Source organism: Desertivirga arenae (assembly GCF_017355785.1).
Taxonomy (GTDB): Bacteria; Bacteroidota; Bacteroidia; order Sphingobacteriales; family Sphingobacteriaceae; genus Desertivirga; species Desertivirga arenae.
Map to the genome: position 1 here is coordinate 517,007 of NZ_JAFEWE010000002.1, position 17,113 is coordinate 534,119.

The 17,113-nt window shown below is 38.9% G+C and carries 19 protein-coding genes; 13 read left to right on the top strand and 6 right to left on the bottom strand.

Annotated features, from left to right (window positions below; genetic code table 11):
- Positions 1 to 43: 43 nt before the first annotated feature.
- Both hemC and hemA read right to left on the bottom strand, forming a co-directional pair.
- The gene (hemC, locus tag J4N24_RS06155) at positions 44 to 1,624 is read right to left on the bottom strand and encodes a hydroxymethylbilane synthase (protein ID WP_207532780.1); all 1,581 of its coding nucleotides are present in this window, start codon (positions 1,622 to 1,624) and stop codon (positions 44 to 46) included.
- Between the two features lie 63 nt (positions 1,625 to 1,687).
- Entirely contained in the window at positions 1,688 to 2,914 is a 1,227-nt protein-coding gene (gene hemA / locus J4N24_RS06160; protein WP_207532781.1) for a glutamyl-tRNA reductase, read from the bottom strand.
- Positions 2,915 to 3,450: 536 nt separating this feature from the next.
- Between hemA and J4N24_RS06165 the strand changes: the two genes are divergently transcribed.
- The 12 genes from J4N24_RS06165 to J4N24_RS06220 all read left to right on the top strand — a co-directional run bounded on the left by J4N24_RS06165 (position 3,451) and on the right by J4N24_RS06220 (position 13,719).
- Complete coding sequence (locus J4N24_RS06165; protein ID WP_207532782.1) at positions 3,451 to 3,909, top strand: MarR family winged helix-turn-helix transcriptional regulator; 459 nt, start codon at positions 3,451 to 3,453, stop codon at positions 3,907 to 3,909.
- Positions 3,909 to 4,730: an alpha/beta hydrolase family protein gene (locus tag J4N24_RS06170; RefSeq protein WP_207532783.1), complete on the top strand. Its 822-nt coding sequence runs from the start codon at positions 3,909 to 3,911 to the stop codon at positions 4,728 to 4,730. Before J4N24_RS06165 ends, J4N24_RS06170 begins: the two co-directional genes overlap by 1 nt.
- A gap of 100 nt (positions 4,731 to 4,830) precedes the next feature.
- Positions 4,831 to 5,382, top strand: coding sequence for an RNA polymerase sigma factor (locus J4N24_RS06175; protein ID WP_207532784.1), 552 nt, complete (start codon positions 4,831 to 4,833; stop codon positions 5,380 to 5,382).
- 34 nt (positions 5,383 to 5,416) lie between these two features.
- Positions 5,417 to 6,151: a hypothetical protein gene (locus tag J4N24_RS06180; protein WP_207532785.1), complete on the top strand. Its 735-nt coding sequence runs from the start codon at positions 5,417 to 5,419 to the stop codon at positions 6,149 to 6,151.
- Positions 6,152 to 6,162: 11 nt separating this feature from the next.
- A complete protein-coding gene (locus tag J4N24_RS06185; protein ID WP_207532786.1) occupies positions 6,163 to 6,576 on the top strand; it encodes a hypothetical protein in 414 nt (137 codons plus the stop codon).
- Positions 6,577 to 6,759: 183 nt separating this feature from the next.
- Positions 6,760 to 7,935, top strand: coding sequence for an aspartate aminotransferase family protein (locus J4N24_RS06190; RefSeq protein ID WP_207532787.1), 1,176 nt, complete (start codon positions 6,760 to 6,762; stop codon positions 7,933 to 7,935).
- 187 nt (positions 7,936 to 8,122) lie between these two features.
- Positions 8,123 to 9,571, top strand: coding sequence for a circularly permuted type 2 ATP-grasp protein (locus tag J4N24_RS06195; RefSeq protein WP_207532788.1), 1,449 nt, complete (start codon positions 8,123 to 8,125; stop codon positions 9,569 to 9,571).
- 12 nt (positions 9,572 to 9,583) lie between these two features.
- On the top strand, positions 9,584 to 10,519 hold the full coding sequence (locus J4N24_RS06200; RefSeq protein WP_207532789.1) for an alpha-E domain-containing protein: 936 nt from the start codon (positions 9,584 to 9,586) through the stop codon (positions 10,517 to 10,519).
- 10 nt (positions 10,520 to 10,529) lie between these two features.
- The gene (locus tag J4N24_RS06205) at positions 10,530 to 11,489 is read left to right on the top strand and encodes a transglutaminase family protein (protein ID WP_207532790.1); all 960 of its coding nucleotides are present in this window, start codon (positions 10,530 to 10,532) and stop codon (positions 11,487 to 11,489) included.
- Positions 11,490 to 11,794: 305 nt separating this feature from the next.
- Positions 11,795 to 13,195, top strand: a complete 1,401-nt coding sequence (locus J4N24_RS06210) for an AMP-binding protein (RefSeq protein ID WP_207532791.1) — start codon at positions 11,795 to 11,797, stop codon at positions 13,193 to 13,195.
- 83 nt (positions 13,196 to 13,278) lie between these two features.
- Entirely contained in the window at positions 13,279 to 13,485 is a 207-nt protein-coding gene (locus J4N24_RS06215; RefSeq protein ID WP_207532792.1) for a hypothetical protein, read from the top strand.
- A 6-nt stretch (positions 13,486 to 13,491) separates the two neighbouring features.
- Positions 13,492 to 13,719: a hypothetical protein gene (locus tag J4N24_RS06220; RefSeq protein WP_207532793.1), complete on the top strand. Its 228-nt coding sequence runs from the start codon at positions 13,492 to 13,494 to the stop codon at positions 13,717 to 13,719.
- Between the two features lie 52 nt (positions 13,720 to 13,771).
- On the opposite strand, the gene J4N24_RS06225 is transcribed toward J4N24_RS06220, so the two are convergent.
- Positions 13,772 to 14,755: an acyl-ACP desaturase gene (locus J4N24_RS06225; protein ID WP_207532794.1), complete on the bottom strand. Its 984-nt coding sequence runs from the start codon at positions 14,753 to 14,755 to the stop codon at positions 13,772 to 13,774.
- 279 nt (positions 14,756 to 15,034) lie between these two features.
- Between J4N24_RS06225 and J4N24_RS06230 the strand changes: the two genes are divergently transcribed.
- Entirely contained in the window at positions 15,035 to 15,262 is a 228-nt protein-coding gene (locus J4N24_RS06230) for a hypothetical protein (protein ID WP_207532795.1), read from the top strand.
- Positions 15,263 to 15,274: 12 nt separating this feature from the next.
- On the opposite strand, the gene J4N24_RS06235 is transcribed toward J4N24_RS06230, so the two are convergent.
- From J4N24_RS06235 to lolA1, 3 genes are all read right to left on the bottom strand, one after another.
- Positions 15,275 to 16,036: an MBL fold metallo-hydrolase gene (locus tag J4N24_RS06235; protein ID WP_207532796.1), complete on the bottom strand. Its 762-nt coding sequence runs from the start codon at positions 16,034 to 16,036 to the stop codon at positions 15,275 to 15,277.
- Positions 16,033 to 16,308 (bottom strand): hypothetical protein, encoded by a 276-nt coding sequence (locus J4N24_RS06240; protein WP_207532797.1) that lies wholly within the window; start codon positions 16,306 to 16,308, stop codon positions 16,033 to 16,035. Before J4N24_RS06240 ends, J4N24_RS06235 begins: the two co-directional genes overlap by 4 nt.
- 144 nt (positions 16,309 to 16,452) lie before the next feature.
- Complete coding sequence (lolA1, locus tag J4N24_RS06245) at positions 16,453 to 17,103, bottom strand: outer membrane lipoprotein periplasmic chaperone LolA1 (protein ID WP_207532798.1); 651 nt, start codon at positions 17,101 to 17,103, stop codon at positions 16,453 to 16,455.
- Positions 17,104 to 17,113: the final 10 nt, after the last annotated feature.

Consider the following 17,113-nt stretch of genomic DNA (forward strand, 5'->3'; position numbering starts at 1 on the left):
TGCATAAGCAGACCTCCTTCTTCCCATGAGATCAAGGCCTATTTTACAAAGCAAATACTGCTTCCGCCAGTCCCATTTCGTCAGGGGAATAAGGCAGTGAATATTTAACGCCCATTTCATCAAATTTCTTGCCCGTTGAGCGGCCAATGCAAATAACTTTCTGACCTGGCTCCAAAAGGTTGTCTTTGAAATAAGCTTCTACATTTGAGGGACTGGTAAAGATGAGTACTTCCGCCATCGTCGACTCTACCTGTTCTTCTTCAACAGTTTCGTAAACCGGCAGATCAATCACTTTACTTGATGCTGTCATTGCCTGCTGAACCGTTCTCAGTGAATCTTTTGCTCCCGGAAATAATACTGTAGCACCATCAGCTACCTGGGCAAATTGTACTGCGATGTCGGCGGTATCAATACCTTCCTCTTCTCCATTAAAGTCTGGTACCCGTCCAAAACGACGAAGGGTTTCTTCAGAAGCTCTTCCGATAACTCCGAATTTCGTCTTTTTAACTATCTCTGGAGATAATTTAAAGAAGTATTCAATAGCATTTTTGCTGCTAAAGAATATCCAATCAACATGTCTGAGAATGTAAGGATCTAATTTATTAATGATGGGAAATGTTCTTATCAAAGACTTTCCTTCTAATTCTATGCTATGTTTACTAAGAGCTTTCCTTAAATAACTGGATTCAGGAAGATCCCTTGTAATAAAAACTGACGATGGAAATTTTCGATCAGTTGCGAATTTTGCAACGATCTTCTCAGCAAGTCCCACCGTTGACTCAGCTTCGATAAAATGCCGGTCGGGGAAATCCTCGTCCGTCTCGGCCTTTGAGGTCCAAACCTGAAATCTATTATTCTCTTTACGACAATAACAACCAAGGGGCATATGGCAGCCGCCATTGAAAAGGTTGAGCACTTTACGTTCTACCGCAATTTGCTCAGCAATTTCAGAGTTATGAATAACCTGTAACTTATCAAAAAGCTCCTGGTCATTTTCACGAATTTGAATTGCTAACACTCCCTGGGCAGGTGCTGGTACAAATTCCATTGGCTCCAGCTCTTCCACATAAAACTCACTAAGATCTATTCCTAAACGCTCCACCCCAGCCTTAGCGATCATTATTGCATCATAATCCTCATCACGTAGTTTTTGTATACGTGTAGGAACATTTCCTCTTAGACTTTCTACTTCAAGATCTGGACGGAGGGCTAATAACTGAGCTTTGCGACGGTTCGATGATGTTCCAACCATACCGCCAAACTTCACTGAAAGCTTCTGCTTTACATCGACACAATCTTTAAGGATTAAAAGAAGTTCTGCGGGATCCTCTCTCTCTGAAACAGCTGCGATAATTAAGCCCGGAGGATTTTGTGTAGGAAGGTCTTTGTGGGAATGCACGGCAAGATCAATAGATCCATTAAGGAGACTTTCTTCCAACTCTTTGGTGAAAAAACCTTTTCCTTGAAGTTTATCTAACCTTAGATTAAGGATACTATCCCCTTGCGTTTTTATGATTTTAAGTTCAGCATCTAATCCTGCTTTAGCTAATTGATCTTTAACATAGTTAGCCTGCCACAGAGCAAGATCGCTTCCCCGTGTACCAATAATTACTTTTCTATTCACTGTGAAATTTTAGCCTTTGACTGCAAAAATAATACTAATATCCTTGCTTTTTAGCGAATTGTATTAAGTATGATTAACAAGTATCTCTTTAGCCATTACCATTGGTACGCTGATATACTTCTTTTCCATATAATTAATGATCTTTTCGAGCACCTCACGTGAGTTGGTATCTAATTGCTCTATATCCTCAGCAAACACTGAATTAACTGCTACGTTGCGAATTTCCTTGATCTTAATAGGCACCTCGCGCATGGCAAGCTCAACTCTGCGTTGTTTAAGCAATGGCTTAAACTCTTCAATATTTTGCTCGATGATCATCTCCGCGTGAACCAATTCCTGGTAACGTTCCTGCATATTCTTATTTGCAATCTCCTGAAGACTACGTACTTCAATGAAATTTACAGGATTATTTTCTATCACATCCGGACTTGTATCATTTGGAATGGCAAGATCTACAATAACTTTTTTATCCGTTTCGCCATTTAACAAGCTTAGATAAACATCATTAGTTAAAATCGGATCTACTGCACTGGTGCAAGTTATGATCACATCAAACCCTTCCTTATAAGAGGTTAGTTCTTCCAGACTGTAAGCTACTCCATTCAGATCTTTCGCTAACTCCTGTGCTTTTGATAAAGTACGATTAAAAACAGCGAAGTTGGAATATTTATGTTTCTGGAGGTATTTAGAGATATTTTTGTTGGTTTCGCCGGCGCCGATAATAAGTATGCGGGAATTGGAGCACATTTTTAATTCGTGTAGTTTGCGATAAGCGAGTGAAACTACCGAAACAGGGTTTTTAGATATCTTTGTTTGAGTATAAACCTCCTTTGCGGCCTTAACCACCTGATTCATAACCAGACGAAGATAGTCGCCAGTGAAGCCTGCTTGCCTGCAGGTATCGTAGCACTTTCTTACCTGTGCTAAGATCTCCTTCTCCCCAACTACAAGACTCTCCAGGGAACAGGAAATCCGAAGCAAATGTCTCAGGGCTTCAATATCCTGATATACAAATGCTTTACTAACAAATTCATCAACATGTTCTAAAGGAATACAAAATTGGAAAGAAAGAAGGAAATCTTTAACAAAAGCAGGCGTTATCTCATCGCAGGAAGAGAAAACGAACTCCACGCGATTACAGGTGCCTATGTAAAAGATCTCTTCTATATCAAACTTCTCTTTAACAGCTTTCAACCTGTCAGCCAGCGTCTGATTACAGATTACTAATTTCCCCAACTCCTTTAAATCTATCCGCTGGTGTGTGAATGCTAAAACTTTTAAGTGTTTCAACGCTTGATATCTCTTTTGTAAAACCGATAACAAAAGTAGACAATGGCCTATATAGGGCTGTCATGTCTTTGTCAAACAGCCGTATTTAGACAGTTTTTAAATTATCATATGACATAACCTCAATTATTTCCTTACGTTCTTCGGGCTTTGTGAAGGCTTCATTTGCTTTTTAGTAAGGAAAATAATTTTAAAAAGCCCACACATGCTTTCCGGGTTTGCCGGAGATTCTATGTTAAGTTGCTTTTAACCTACTACGGCAAATACGGGTTTATTAGTAAAAGAATGCCCGGAGAAGAAAATTAAAAGATTTTAGTAAAATAATTTTTGTCTGATAAGTTTAAAAAACAAAAACAAACTGCAGATGTATTGAAGGGATAATTAAAATAAGCAAAGAGAGACCTATTTTTTTATAGGAGGAAGAAATATTCTGTATAACCAGGAATATCCTCGTGGATAAAAAAGTAATTCAAAAATTATCCTAAAAAATAATTTTTTATTTTATTTGAGGATTAAAGGAGCTAGAATGCGTTTGTAGAATGAAGAAAGACCTTATTACCTTACAGGCAGAAGATAGAGTAGAAGATGCACCAGGATTTCTTCTATGGCAGATCGAAATGTGCTGGCAAAGGGTAGCTAACCAAACTCTTTCAAATTTTGACCTTACATACACTCAATTTATTGTGTTGAAGATCAGTGACTATTTGAATGGGACCAACCAGATTGTTTACCAACACCAGGTAGCAAAATTTTCAAGGATCGACCGTATGATGACTTCGCGGATTCTGGCGAGCCTCGAGAAAAAGAACTTTATAGAAAGGGAAAAACTTACAGGAGATGCACGGGCTAAACTGGTGATACTGACTAAAAAAGGAAAAGAAATACTAGCAAGTTCACAGGAAGCCCTGACCGAATCTGAAAATGCTTTTTTTAAACAGGGGGAAGAAAACTTTGTTAAATTTATGCAGAGTATCTTATCCAACTGCGGAAACCTCTAATGGAAACTCTTAAGATTGAAGGATCTTCTTCAAGACCAATTCCTATTGATTTTTACCCGGCCGATCAGGCTCAGGCCCCACTTGTTATCTTTGTCCATGGCTTTAAAGGCTTCAAGGACTGGGGTACACATCATTTAATTGCTGATTTTTTTAACAGGCAGGGCTTTAGCTTCCTGAAGTTCAATTTCTCACATAATGGAATGACGCAAGACCAGAAAGAGTTGTTTGATGATCTGCCTGCTTTCGGAGCAAATACTTTCTCCAGGGAACTTTTTGATCTCGATGAAGTTCTTACGTTCTCACTAAGCGGAGAAGCATTTTCCTCACCTAAAAAAATCTTCCTTATCGGACATAGTCGAGGTGGCGGGATCTCTATTATCCAGACGGCTGAGGATCCACGTATTAGTAAACTCGCGACCTGGGCCTCTGTTAGCCGATTCAATAATCTTTGGAAGCCTGAACAGGAAAAGGAATGGAAAAAAAACGGGGTCATCTACACTTCAAATTCCCGCACTAAACAAGAGATGCCATTGAACCTTACTCTTTTAGAAGACTTTGAACAACATTCTGAGAAATTAAATATCTCAAATGCTGCATCCTCAATTAAACAACCCTGGTTAATTATTCACGGAGATAACGATACAGGAGTAGCGGTAGAACAAGCCCAGGAGTTACACAGACAGAATACAAAAAGCATTTTAAAAATAATACCAAATGGTGATCACGTTTTTGGAGCGCGTCATCCCTGGAAAGAAGAAACCTTACCTCCTATTCTAAGCGAAGTTTGTAAAACAACTGCAGCTTTCTTTTCTGCTCCTTAAACATCAAAAACTCAACATTAGCCTTTTGCTGATTTGTATTTAAAACTTTTATATTAGGACCATCCATAAACCTAAGCATAAATAAAAGGTTTAATAATATATGAAGCAGGTAGAAGATTCAGAAATACTTGAAAAGTTTGCAAACGAACGAACTAAAAATGAAGCTTTTAACCTTCTATTGAACAAGTACCAGCAAAAAATATATTGGCATGTACGAAGGCTGGTGATAGATCATGATGACGCAGATGACCTTGTGCAGGACATTTTTGTGAAGGTTTGGAAGTACCTGGGGAATTTCAGGAACGACTCTCAGCTGTATACCTGGCTATACCGGATTGCTACCAATGAGTGTATAACTTTCCTTAACAAGAAAAAGCAAAAGAACAACGTCTCACTAGACGATGTATCCTATGACCTTGCTGATAAATTGGAAGAAAGCAACTATTTTAACGGAGATAAAATACAGCGGAAGCTTCAGCAGGCTTTGTTAACTTTGCCTGAAAAACAAAGGCTTGTTTTCAACATGAAATATTACGACGATCTGAAATACGATGAGATCTCTGAAATAACCGGTACCAGTGTTGGGGCATTAAAAGCCTCCTTCCACCTGGCTGTAAAAAAAATAGAAAGTTTTTTATTAAACACAGATTAAACCATTCGTATTAAAAGCTATCAGTAATAGTATCATGGATTTGAATAACATAAACGAAGATTGGAAAAAGGAGGCCCCAATTCTTGCAGCTATGGAAGCCGCAAATCCATTCACTGTTCCCGACAATTATTTTACTGATTCTCAGGAACAAATATCTGCAAGACTTGCTATTGAAAGCCTTACGGGTGGAATGAAAGATGGGGCGTTTGCTGTTCCTGAGGGTTATTTTGATAATTTGAATGAACAGATCATTGCAAGGCTGAAGTTGGAAGAGCATGCAGAAGATGGTACAGAAAATGGATTTACTCTTCCGGAGGGATATTTTGATGAATTGAGCGGTAATATTTACTCTCGTATTTTATTGGATGAGATCCCGGGTTTGAAAGACAATTCTTACACTATTCCTGATAACTATTTTGAAAGTTTACAAGGACGTATTTTGGCTAAAACTACCGAGGCTTCGGAAGAAAAAACAGCTAAGATAAGAAGGCTATCAGTACCTTGGTTACAGTACGCAGCGGCTGCTTGTGTAACTGTAATGATAGGAACAGGGATTTTTTTAAACTATAGCAAGAAACAGGACTCAGATATAAATTCAGCTTTATCAAAAGTGCCGGATCAGGAGATTGTGCATTACCTGGAGGTAAACAGTACAACGGGAGATGGGGAAGTAATTGCAGAACATCTTTTACAAACAGGTAAACAACCGGACATTAATTCGGAGTTCTCTGATCAGGAGATTGAGCAGTATCTGGAGACTTCATTATAAAACAGACATTCATGAAAAATCATATTTTCAAATTACTTCTATTATTAACATTTTTACTACCTTCTTTGTATTCCTCAGCCCAACCTGGACAAGGTCAGCTGGAATCTGTGAAAGCGGAATACCTTACAAGAAGACTTAACTTAAGTCCTGAGGAAGCACAAAAATTCTGGCCTGTTTACCGTAATTATCAAAAAGATCTACATAAGATTATGATGGAAAGGCGCAAAGCCAGACAAGAGCAAAAGAAGTCGGGCGAGCAAGTGGATGAACTTGAATTTGAAGCAGACATTCTGGAGGTAAGAAAACGTTACAGAAAAGAGTTTTCGGAAGTCCTGCCGGCACAAAAGGTAAATCTTTTATATCAGGCAGAGAACGATTTCAGACAGCAGTTAATTAAAGAATTGGGCGAAAGACGTAAACAATAATTTAGATAACAGATACTTAGTTTTAGTTTTTCTTATTAATCCGGCCCCTGCAACATCAGGGGCTTTTTTATTTTCAATATTTCTCTGATGCCTTATTTGTATTAAGCTCCATTTTTTAAAAATGTAGACAAGGATTTTCATTAACCTGTCTGTTAAACCTTCGTAAATGTCTAAGTTTGTTGAATGTTAAGCTTAAGACAACTATTTCTTTTAAATAATGCTCAAACTTCTTCCACCCCGCGTTTATTAGAAATCGAGAGAGCTGAAGGCATATATATGTACGGACCAGATGGGAAGGAATATGTCGATCTTGTTTCAGGTTTCGCTGTAAGCAATGTCGGTCATCGCCATCCTAAAGTTGTCCAGGCAATAAAGGACCAGGTTGACAAATACATGCACCTTGCTGTCTACGGCGAATATATTCAAACTCCACAAGTTAAGCTCGCAGAAAAATTGGTATCGGTACTACCTTCTTCATTAAACTCCGTGTACTTTGTTAACTCAGGAGCCGAAGCAACTGAGGGTGCACTGAAACTAGCTAAACGCTTTACGGGTCGTAGTAAAATATTATCATGTCATAATGCTTACCATGGAAGTACACATGGAGCGCTAAGCGTTATGGGCAATGAATATTACAAAGCGGCCTACCGGCCCTTGTTGCCAGGAATAGGTTTTATGCATTTTAATAATGTAAAAGAACTAGATTTGATTGACACTGATACAGCTGCCGTTATTATTGAATCGATACAGGGTGAAGCAGGGGTTATTGTACCGGACCATGATTATTTGCAAAAATTAAGGATCAAATGTACGGAAACAGGAACCCTTTTGATCATGGATGAAATCCAGACAGGCTTTGGAAGGACTGGGAAACTTTTTGCATTCGAGCATTTTGGCATTATCCCCGATATACTTTTACTTGCTAAGGGAATTGGAGGAGGCATGCCTCTGGGAGCATTTGTGGCGGGCAGAGACATTATGGATAGCTTAAAAGATAATCCTATTCTTGGCCATATTACTACGTTCGGAGGGCATCCGGTTACCTGTGCAGCAGGCCTGGCGACCTTAGAGGCAATACTCGATGAGAACATGATGGACGATGTTGCTGAAAAAGAAGCGCTCTTTCGAAAGTTGCTACAACATTACAAAATAAGAGAAGTAAGGGGAAAGGGTTTAATGCTTTGTATTCAATTGGATAGTTTTGCCCAAGTGGAAGCAACAAGTAAAGCCTGTGTTGAAAATGGGGTTATTATAGATTGGTTCCTGCACTGTGAGACAGCTCTCCGTATAGCGCCTCCCTTAACTATAACATTTGAGGAAATAGAAAAATGTTGCGAGATAATCAAAAAGGTTTTATAAGAAAAAGGACAAATCAGGATCTAAAAAAGAACAAACAGCAAATAAAATAAGCCTAAAACTTATTTTTACCATTCAACCCCATCTAAACATAGCTACTTATTACACTTTTTTCAATTTATTTAAATAAAATTTAAGTAAGTCATATTTTTTTTATCATATATTTACCTAAACGCTAAATTAAATATAGATGAGCTTGAATTTTTTAGATAATTACATTCCTGAACAGAATACTTGGGACGAAATGTTCAGTCAGGAACATCAGGTAAGATCTCCTTATAAAAAAATAATAGAGTATTTATCTAACGAATCAGCCGAAGACCTCCACAAAAAAGAGGAATTAGCAAAGCGACTATTCATGAGTCAGGGGATCACTTTTACCGTTTATAATAGCGGTGAAGGTATAGAAAAGATTTTCCCTTTTGATATCATTCCACGTATCCTTACAGCAGAAGACTGGACTTTTATTGAAAAAGGGATAAAGCAGCGTTTAAAAGCTTTAAATATTTTCCTCAAGGATATTTACAGCAATATGTTTATAGTCAAAGACGGGATCATTCCGATCGACATGATTTACTCCTGCCCTCACTATCTGCGGGAGATGTACAATGTTTCCGTACCTCATGATATTTATGTTCATATCGCCGGAATTGATCTTATTAGGGATTATGACGGCACCTTCTACGTTCTTGAAGATAATTTGAGAACTCCCTCGGGCGTAAGTTATATGCTTGAGAACAGGGAAATAACAAAGCGTTTGTTCCCCGATCTACTTCCTCAATGTAAGGTCAGAAGTGTAACAGAGTATCCAGGTATACTTTACAAAAATCTTATGGCCTTATCTCCAAGGCAAATTTCCAACCCAACGATAGTACTTTTAAGTCCCGGAATCTATAACTCCGCCTATTTTGAGCATACTACCCTTGCCCGATTGATGGGAGTGGAATTAGTGGAAGGTAAAGATCTCTTGGTGGATAATCATAAAGTTTATATGAAAACTACCAATGGGAGACAACAGGTAGATGTGATTTACAGACGTGTAGACGACGAATATCTGGATCCCCTGGTGTTCAATCCCGAAAGCGTTCTAGGGGTTGCAGGCTTAATGAGTGCCTATAGGAAAGGAAATGTAGTGATTGTAAATGCAGTGGGGAATGGAGTTGCAGACGACAAGGCGATATATTCCTATGTTCCTCAGATGATCAAGTACTACCTTAATGAGGAGCCCCTGTTAAAGAACGTACCTACTTATCAGCTTGATAATCCTGAACACCTAAACCATGTATTTGGTAATATTAACCAAATGGTTATTAAAAAGACTAATGGCAGTGGTGGATACGGAATGTTAATGGGATATAACGCAACTGATATTGAAGTAGAAAACTATAAAGCCGAGGTATTAAAAGACCCCCGTCAATTTATTGCCCAGCCCACTATAAGCCTTTCTGCAGCCCCTTGCTATTTGAACAAACAACTACACCCCAGAAGGATAGACCTTCGCCCTTTTGCTTTATGCGGACCAAACGGAATAGAGATTGTACCGGGCGGATTAACCCGGGTAGCACTAAAAGAAGGTTCGTTAGTAGTAAATAGTTCGCAGGGTGGTGGAAGCAAAGATACCTGGGTACTTGCATCATAAAATCAAACACACATGTTAAGCAGGGTTGCAGCAAATTTATATTGGTTAAGTCGCTATGTCGAGCGTAGCGACGGTATTTTACGGATGCTTAAAATCTATTATGCATCCTCGCAGGACTCAATTTCAGAGTTTTCCTGGAAACCTATTATCAAGATCTATACAGGATTAGAGAAACAGTATATCCAGCATATGGAATTCAACAGCCGCGAAGTGCTGTTATACCTGATTGCTGGTAAAGAGAATGCTAATTCTGTCACTAATATTATAACCCTTGCAAGAGAGAATGCAAGAAGTGTTCAGGATCACATTACCAAAGATCTATGGCAGTGTTTGAACGAATATTACCATCTTGTAAAAGATCCGCGACTTATTGCAGCTCTACGCAAAGACGATCCTATTTCGGCCCTTGATATTTTGATAAAACAAGTAATGCTCTACTATGGAACAGCTGAAGTAACAATGGAACGCGGCGAAGGAAGGAGCTTTATGAATATAGGAAAATATCTGGAACGTAGTATTCAAAGTATTGATATCCTGGATAGTAAATTTGGAACAATTGATCATAATCCGGACTTATTAACAGATACAACTTATTGGAAGCACTTGCTGCTGTCTATAGGCGGCCATGAGCTCTATTTAAAGACCTACCGTCAGGGATTTGAAGCGGAGAACGTTTTGGAGATGGTAGTTCTGAATAATGACTTTCCGCGATCAGTTGTTTATTCAGTTGGGCATATTAACCGTTACTTTGAGCGACTGAAGAACGAAAATACTATTTCAAACGTTAAAGAGCTATCTTTTTTGATAGGCAGATTGCACAGCCGGATTAGGTATAGTACTATCGAAACTATTCAGGAGGAAGGGCTTCATAATTTTCTTTTCTCCATTAAAAAAGACCTCTACTCGATAGGGAATTCGGTAAACGAACAATATTTCGGATATTCGTAAGTAACAAAACATGCCAAAATTTAAAATCAAGCATACTACGAAGTATACCTACAAAACTCCGGTCAGAGACAGTGCGAATCAGATCGTTCTCTTCCCTGTCAATGATGAGTACCAGGAAGTCTTGAAACACGAACTAAAGATCAGTGGAGAGCCACCTGTAGAAGTATATAAAGATTATTATGGAAACGAAGTAGGCACCTTTACTCATTGTGAGCCGCACTCTGAATTACTAATCATGTCCAAGCTACAGGTTGTGACCGTTCCCCGTCCCTTGCCTTTGGATGATATCTTTGCAAACGAACAATGGGAGTTGCTTGATAAGATAAAGCACAATATTCCTTATGTGGATTATCTCAAGCAAGAACATTTTGAGGGATTAGGGGAACTGAAAGAAATTGCAAGCTACGGAAATACTTCTCAGGAGACTCCTTTTGACGTTGCTAAACGTTTTAATCAGTACGTGTTTGAAAACTTCAAATATATTCCGGGTATCACTACAGTAGAAACTACCCTGGATCAAATCTGGAAACTTAGAGCAGGCGTTTGTCAGGACTTTGCGCATATCCTGCTGGTAATGCTTCGTCTTAGAAGTATTCCTGCCCGGTATGTAAGTGGCTATATTTGCCCGCATAAGAATGGAATGAGAGGAGAAGGAGCTACCCATGCATGGGCAGAAGCTTATATCCCCAATTATGGGTGGTTGGGTTTTGATCCTACAAACAACTGTGTTGCAAATGAAACGCATGTGCGCCTGGCAGTTGGCAGAAATTTCCCAGACTGTACTCCGGTAAAGGGTGTTTATAAAGGTGGGGCAGAACATAAGCTTGAAGTTCGTGTAACGGTATCTTATGGAAACGAAGAAGAAGAAAAAGAACCTGAAGCAATTCCTGTAGCAATAACTACAGGTACATTTCCTATTAACAGCTTCCAGCAGCACCTGGAAATGATGCAACAACAGCAGCAACAATAGAAATTCCAATAAGGTTATTTGAGGAGCCGCTGCAAATATTTGTATCAGCTCTTCAAATTGCATATCGCTTAGAATCCTTCAAGGGTTCTTTCTGGGTTTAGTTCTGCGCCCCCTCCAAGCATCCTGAACTAGCTTTAATTTATACTCTTGCCTTACTCGCAACTTAACTTTTTGTACTTAGCCCAGGATTAGCTTGTTCATCAAAATATTTCTTATAACTTAGCTTTATACTAACCATATTAAGGTACTTGTTTATTGTTTATTTTACCTGAACCTAGTTAATAAAAACACCTGCTCGCTCCGTTATGAATTTTTTCGAAACCATTTATACAACTTTAAAAAACGATCAGGCTAAGACTTTTATTTACTGGACTTACGGAAGCAGTACGGGGAAGTCGCTGCTTGAAAAAATCTCAGGAATTAAAACACTTCTTTCATGCAGCAGAACAAATTCCACACATGAAGTCCTGATTGCTACCCAGGTTGGAGAGGATCTTATATCAGCTATATTAGCCGCTATGAGTCTTGGAGCAATTCCAGTTCTTCCTCCTGCTGGAAACTCACCTTTGCAACTGCTAAAGCTTATTAGAAGACGTAAGATCCGGAGAATCATCGTTAGCCGCGCTTCGTTCAGCTTGCGACTAGCTGCTTTTTTCACTTCCTTTAAAATTATTGAACTTGCCAAGGCGAAAAGAGGTTCTGTGAATTTCTCACTAAAAACACTCCTCCCTCACCATATAGGTTTGATCACTCATACTTCAGGTTCAACAGGAAGGCCAAAAGCTATATATAGAAGTCACAAAGTCTTACTTGCCCAACACGAGGTTTTAAAACAATGCTTCCCTCCTTTTGAAGCCCAAGTTGATTTTCCCTTATTCCCAAATATCTTACTTCATAACTTATCTTCTGGTACAGTCAGCCTCCTGCCTGAAATTAAAAACTTTGACCTCGGACTTTTAGAGGAAGGCGAGATCGTTCAACAATTACAAAAAAAGAGGCCTCATACTTTAACTGGAAACGTCTATTACTTCAAAAAGCTTTTAAAGTATTTTTCTACGCGCAAAATAACAATCAATGGAGTCAGAGCCTTAGGGATTGGAGGTTCCCCGGTACCTGAAATTTTGATAAAAGAGCTAAAAGAATTTTTTCCTCAGACTGAGATCTATATAATCTATGGTTCGTCTGAAGCAGAACCAATTGCAATACGAAGGTGCGAAGAAGCAATAAAAGATCTCACTTACGGCTATTGTGTCGGGAATGCGGCACCAGGGGTTGAAATTGAAATTGATAAAACCAGCTCTCTGCTTATTTCAGACACAGAAACGGTTCACGTTGGAGAAATAAAGGTTAAGGGTAAACATGTGGCTACTGCAGGCGAATGGTTAAAGACGGGTGACTGGGGATATATCAAAAACGATCTCCTTTATCTTACTGCCAGGTCTGGCAATGAAAGAATTCATAACGGTCTACAACACTATCAGATTGAACAGGTCTTGTCTAATGTTGATGATGTTGAAATGGCAGCTGCAATAATAGTTCCGGATGGGGTAGAAGTATTTTACACAGGCCGAGCAGAGGAAACGATTTTAAGGGAAGCTTTGACCATAAATTTCCCTGGGGCCAATATTAAGAAAACCAGTAAGATTAAAAACTTACCTGTAGACACCCGTCACCGCTCTAAAGTTCTTTACGAAAAACTAAAATAAATACGGTCCATTTTCGCGTTCTCTGTTCCCCGGTAAAATCAGGCACATTACTTGCTTCAATAGCTAGTAACATTCTACCTATTATGTCTGAAAGAGAAAAAATAAAGCAAGAACTTCCCGGAGAGTTAAAAAACAAAGCGGGAGCAAGCGCTGAGGAATTTATTACTAACCACGCTAATGGCAATGGAATAAATCCTAATCCCACCGAGGATGGCAACTCGCCAGAGTGGGAGAAAGGCACAAAAGAAAACGAAGAGTATAAATCAGATGCACTCGATAATCAACCTTAGAAAAACATGTCAGTAAACGCTTATGAAGATCAGGAGCAAGGCTCTGCATCTTCAAATCAACCATCCGGAATTGAAGGAAATCCCGAATCAAAAGAAGGTAAAGTTTCTTATGGAGGCACTTCTGAAGAAGAACATGAACAGCAAAAAAAGGAAAATGAAGGTTTTCCTGCAGGAAGTTATAATGAAAGCAGTGAAGGTGGCGAGAATAATATTCTTGACGAGGAAGCCCCTTGAAAAGCTAATTAAAACAAAAAAGGGAGCTTTAAACACTCCCTTCTCTTATATTCTACATAGCATGGATCCAGCTGAACTGATAATCAGCCGAATTAGCCTTCATTCTTTCTGCTATCCTCGTTAAACGTGCGGGTAGTTTCATGATATAATCACGAGCCTTTTCACCAGCATCGTTCAAATCAGTGATATTTTCAATCTTCCACTCCTTTATTAGGTCCTGCAAGATCTCTACGTAATCCAGCGCAGTATAAACGCCTAAACGTTGAGCTGCATCAGCAAAATGTTCAAAGGCACTTCCAGCCTTCTGTCCTATTTCTCGAAGGAAATGGGCCGGCATCACGATCTTTTTACGCATCATGTCTTCAAAAGCGATCATTGCTTCACTTTGATCAACTGTAAACACCTGAGTAATAAAATCCATGTATGCTTTGGCGTGCCTTGCCTCATCGCCAGCAATCACACCACACATTTTCGAAAGTAACCCATCACCGCTCTTCTTGGCAAGAGAAGCAACTCTGCGGTGCGATATATTGGTAGCCAGCTCCTGAAAACTGGTATAAATAAAGTTTCTGTAGGGATCTCTGTCAGTTCCGATATCAAACCCATCAGCAATTAAATACTGAGTGGAAATTTCCATCTTGCGCATATCAACACGACCAGAGAGATAAAGATATTTATTTAACAGATCTCCATGGCGGTTCTCTTCAGCCGTCCAATGGCGCAACCACTTCATCCATCCGCCTTCTTCATCATTGGAAACTCCTTCAACTGTGGCTAACCACGACTCATAAGTCGGTAAGGCTTCTTCAGTAATGGTATCTCCAATTAAAACAGCAAATAGATCGTATGGCAATGCTTTGGCTCTTTCCTGCAATTCCTTTACTTCTTGAAAAAAGTCTTCCTTACTAGCATCAGGAAGGTAATCGGTAGGTTGCCAAATTGTATCAATCGGTTTAAGATACGTATGCATATTATCGAGCATATATTTCTCAATATGCTTCATTACTTCTCTGCGTGCTCCGTAACTTATATTCATCTTACTAATTAAAAGGCCAAATATATAATTATTTTGTTAGGAAATGACGTTCATCATTCCATTATAGCTTGAACTCACAAGTTAACAAAATTTAGGCTCTAAGGTTCAAAAACTATGCCCTTCATTCTAAAAAACGCAGGTTATCAGCAATATAAATAACAGGAAAATTTATAAAACTGGGATGAGCTTATTTTAGTTACTCAGGAAAAGGAGCACCAGAGGATACTCGAAAGAAATATCTTAAGTGTGTTATATTTATAGACCCAAAGAATTAAGACCATGGAATTCCCCTTATTAGAGAATAGAAATTCTACTGAGTATTTCAGTGAAGAGAAGGAAATAAAAGATAACGAGACTTCACCTAAATCATCTTATCCAAATGGTGACGAGGAAGATGATGAACCTGAAGAGGATAATGATTACGAGGAAACGTACGGAGATCTTGAGGATGGTCATAATGATCTGAACGATCAGGAATCAGACCAGGGTGTGGCCAATCTTGAATAGCTATTCAGGCGGCTACAAGTCAAGGACTAGTCCATCATAAGCTAGTTCAATTGACTCAGGTAATTCCAGCATGATCTCCTGGTGTTTGCCCAACCTGTGACTCATATGAGTGAAATAGGTCTTTTCTGCCTTTACCTCACTAGCAAAGTGTATTGCCTCGTCAAGTGTAAAGTGCGAGATGTGCTTTTCTTTCTGAAGTGCATTTACCACTACTATCTTGGAGCCTCTGACTTTATCCATCTCTTCTTCTGATATTGTTTTTGCATCTGTAATGTATGAAAAGTCGCCAATGCGAAATCCAAATACAGGTAATTTATAATGCATCACCTCTATAGGAAGAACCTCAATACCCTCCACCGTAAAGGCCGTATTTCTGATCTCATTTAAATTAATTAAAGGAACTCCGGGATATTTAACAGAAGCGAAAGCATAATAAAATTCTCTAATTAAACTTTCCTGCACACGCTTGTGCGCATACACTTCCATCGCCTGCTGTTGAAAATAATTAAAAGCCCGAACGTCATCGAGACCTGCTATATGATCCTTATGTTCATGTGTAAATAGAATAGCATCCAGGCGTTTCACGCCCGCCCTTAACATCTGGTATCTAAAATCCGGTCCGCTGTCAATTACAATTACCTTATCCCCTATTTCAATTAATACAGATACGCGAAGGCGTTTGTCTTTTGAGTCAGCAGATGTACAAACGGCACAATCGCATCCGATAACAGGTACTCCCTGCGATGTGCCAGTTCCTAAAAACGTTATTTTCACAATTGTAAGGTAGTTTGTTTTAGTGAAGCAAGAAACGCAATCTGTTTCTCGTCTAACAAACTCTCATCCACCTGAATTTGTTGGAGCAATGTTATCAGAGAAAGGATTTTGCTTTCAATTGTCGAAAACTTATTTACGACCACCACCCTGCTGCTTTCTATTACGCAAGCACCAGTTTTAAAACTACCTTTCTCATAACGTACCTTATAGTCTAAAGCCTTCAGCAGAAGTTCCAGTTTTTCTAGTGTATACTGTGTATATGTAAGGGCCATTCCTCAAAAATAAAAATAAAGGTTTATATAAAGGCTGTTAAAATAAAACCTCTATGAACGGAAGGTAAATAGGGCCAAAATAATCTGGAGACCAGAAAAAAAAGCGATAGTCTCCTACCGCTTTTACAATATCTAAAGGTCCGCTTACCGAAGGTCTTCAACGCTCACCCCCGGGTATTTTTTAGCATCAAAGGCGAAAGTAGATTCCGGCACTTTTACATTTGGAGAAAAAGCCTTCATGGCATAAGTGTATTTATTCCCGTTTTTATCGAAAATAATAGCATTACTTATCTGTTTAGTGGCTTTATCAATATTTAACCGCACTTTAAAGAAAGATCTTTTCGTATCAACAGGAGAAAGATCAATCACATGCTGGACCTTTCCACCAACTTTCGTATCTCCGGTGTAAAGGTACTTGAAGCCCTTTTCGTAAATAGTGAAGATCTTTGCAGGATTAATTGCATTCGGACTATTATCAACATCGTTTACCTGAACTTCCTTCTCATTCTTAAGGTAGGTCCACTGAGTCTTACCGTCACTGATAAGGTCTTGTCCCTTCATCACTACTTTATATTTATTTGACTTGGCCTTTGCATAGAGAGTACCTGCTTGGGTTTCCTTTATCTTGGCTTGAGGGTTATCAAGAGTAAATGTAAAATCGGTTTTTATAACGTCGTAAGACCTGTATTTCTTGCTTACTTCATTTAATATTTGTTTAGCCTTTGCATCTGTTTGTGCTAATACGTTTACCACAGATCCAAAAACAACAAAAGCACTAAGAATGTATTTTTTCATTTCGTTTTAT

Bases quoted from the DNA above. Each gene is read 5' to 3' on its own strand.
- J4N24_RS06165 (WP_207532782.1), top strand. From the start codon at position 3,451: ATGAAGAAAGACCTTATTACCTTACAGGCAGAAGATAGAGTAGAAGAT.
- J4N24_RS06170 (WP_207532783.1), top strand. From the start codon at position 3,909: ATGGAAACTCTTAAGATTGAAGGATCTTCTTCAAGACCAATTCCTATT.
- J4N24_RS06175 (WP_207532784.1), top strand. From the start codon at position 4,831: ATGAAGCAGGTAGAAGATTCAGAAATACTTGAAAAGTTTGCAAACGAA.
- J4N24_RS06180 (WP_207532785.1), top strand. From the start codon at position 5,417: ATGGATTTGAATAACATAAACGAAGATTGGAAAAAGGAGGCCCCAATT.
- J4N24_RS06185 (WP_207532786.1), top strand. From the start codon at position 6,163: ATGAAAAATCATATTTTCAAATTACTTCTATTATTAACATTTTTACTA.
- J4N24_RS06190 (WP_207532787.1), top strand. From the start codon at position 6,760: ATGTTAAGCTTAAGACAACTATTTCTTTTAAATAATGCTCAAACTTCT.
- J4N24_RS06195 (WP_207532788.1), top strand. From the start codon at position 8,123: ATGAGCTTGAATTTTTTAGATAATTACATTCCTGAACAGAATACTTGG.
- J4N24_RS06200 (WP_207532789.1), top strand. From the start codon at position 9,584: ATGTTAAGCAGGGTTGCAGCAAATTTATATTGGTTAAGTCGCTATGTC.
- J4N24_RS06205 (WP_207532790.1), top strand. From the start codon at position 10,530: ATGCCAAAATTTAAAATCAAGCATACTACGAAGTATACCTACAAAACT.
- J4N24_RS06210 (WP_207532791.1), top strand. From the start codon at position 11,795: ATGAATTTTTTCGAAACCATTTATACAACTTTAAAAAACGATCAGGCT.
- J4N24_RS06215 (WP_207532792.1), top strand. From the start codon at position 13,279: ATGTCTGAAAGAGAAAAAATAAAGCAAGAACTTCCCGGAGAGTTAAAA.
- J4N24_RS06220 (WP_207532793.1), top strand. From the start codon at position 13,492: ATGTCAGTAAACGCTTATGAAGATCAGGAGCAAGGCTCTGCATCTTCA.
- J4N24_RS06225 (WP_207532794.1), bottom strand. From the start codon at position 14,755: ATGAATATAAGTTACGGAGCACGCAGAGAAGTAATGAAGCATATTGAG.
- J4N24_RS06230 (WP_207532795.1), top strand. From the start codon at position 15,035: ATGGAATTCCCCTTATTAGAGAATAGAAATTCTACTGAGTATTTCAGT.
- J4N24_RS06240 (WP_207532797.1), bottom strand. From the start codon at position 16,308: ATGGCCCTTACATATACACAGTATACACTAGAAAAACTGGAACTTCTG.
- lolA1 (WP_207532798.1), bottom strand. From the start codon at position 17,103: ATGAAAAAATACATTCTTAGTGCTTTTGTTGTTTTTGGATCTGTGGTA.